A 1,212-nucleotide genomic window follows, 5' to 3' on the forward strand; every position below is an offset into this window, starting at 1 on the left:
AGAGTATGAGACCGACAAGAAAATGTGAATTTTGTGGCAAGACATTCGTGCCAAGAAGCGGTATGCAGAAATACTGTTCCGAGGAATGTCAGGCAGAGGCAAAACGTCTTAGGAAGAAAAGACAGCAGGACTTGATTAACGGTATTGAGCCAATCATGGATCTGCAACATCAGGAGTATCTTACCTTCTCCAAAGCAGCCATTCTGATGGGATGCACCCGACAGTATATCTACAAACTTGTGGCTAACGGCAAGTTGAAGGCATCAAGATTGAGCAGCCGAATGGCATTCGTAAGAAAGGCTGATATAGAGAAGATGTTTGAGGGTAATCCCTACAAGCGTGTGGTTCCTGCCAGCAAGAGCAAGCTCAGTAAAAAGGCAAAAACAGAAAAACCAATACAAAAGCAGGAATCGACAAAAGGGAAAGAGGAGAATGAGGTACTTGACTATTATTCGGGCGAGGAAGTGATGTCCATTTATAAGGTCAAGAAGTCTTGGCTCTACACCTCCGCCAAGCGCAACCAGATACCGATGTGCCGTATCGCAGGCAAGAACTATTACAGCAAACGACATATTGACGAGTTCTTCGGTACTGCCGTTGACCTCAACAGTATCACGGAATGGGTGACTGCTGATGATATAGAGGAAGCCTTTAGCATGAGCAAGTCAGCACTTAGGGCATACACCTACCGCCATAAGATACCGACCAAGCGAGAATACGGACGTACCTATTATTCCAAGGAGCATCTTGAAGAACTGCGCAGAACTGACCTCATGAGCAATGATAGCTATTATACCACAGAACAAGTGCAGCAGTTGTATGGTCTGACAAGTGCCAACATCTGCCATATAGTGAGAGTTCACCATATCAGCAAGGTAAAAGTGGGTGTAAAGAACCTGCTTTTGAGGACGGATGTGGAGCGAGCAATGGCGGAAAGAGCAGCAAAAGGACTGTGATTTCAAATGATTTCAGCATTATCCATCAATGACTGCAAATAATTGGAGTCACGGAAGTATCATTCAGTTATTTTGCAGTCGTGAAGAGACACTTCACCATGAATAATCATCAATAATACATATCAGTTATGAGCAACATTTGCAAGACCGTATCATTGCGTACACGCAAAATCAAGGACGGACGCATGCTGTCCTATTATCTTGACTATTATCCAGGCTATCGTGACGAGAGCACGATGAAAGTCATCCGCCATGA

General features: G+C 44.4%; 1 protein-coding gene and 1 pseudogene. Both read left to right on the forward strand.

Annotated features, from left to right (window positions below):
• Window positions 1–5 precede the first annotated feature (5 nt).
• Entirely contained in the window at window positions 6–956 is a 951-nt protein-coding gene (locus I6E38_RS14815) for a helix-turn-helix domain-containing protein (protein ID WP_235394703.1), read from the forward strand.
• Window positions 957–1,084: 128 nt separating this feature from the next.
• A pseudogene (locus I6E38_RS14820) lies at window positions 1,085–1,212 on the forward strand (site-specific integrase); the annotation flags it as partial.

The organism is Leyella stercorea, from assembly GCF_021531355.1.
Taxonomy (GTDB): Bacteria; Bacteroidota; Bacteroidia; order Bacteroidales; family Bacteroidaceae; genus Prevotella.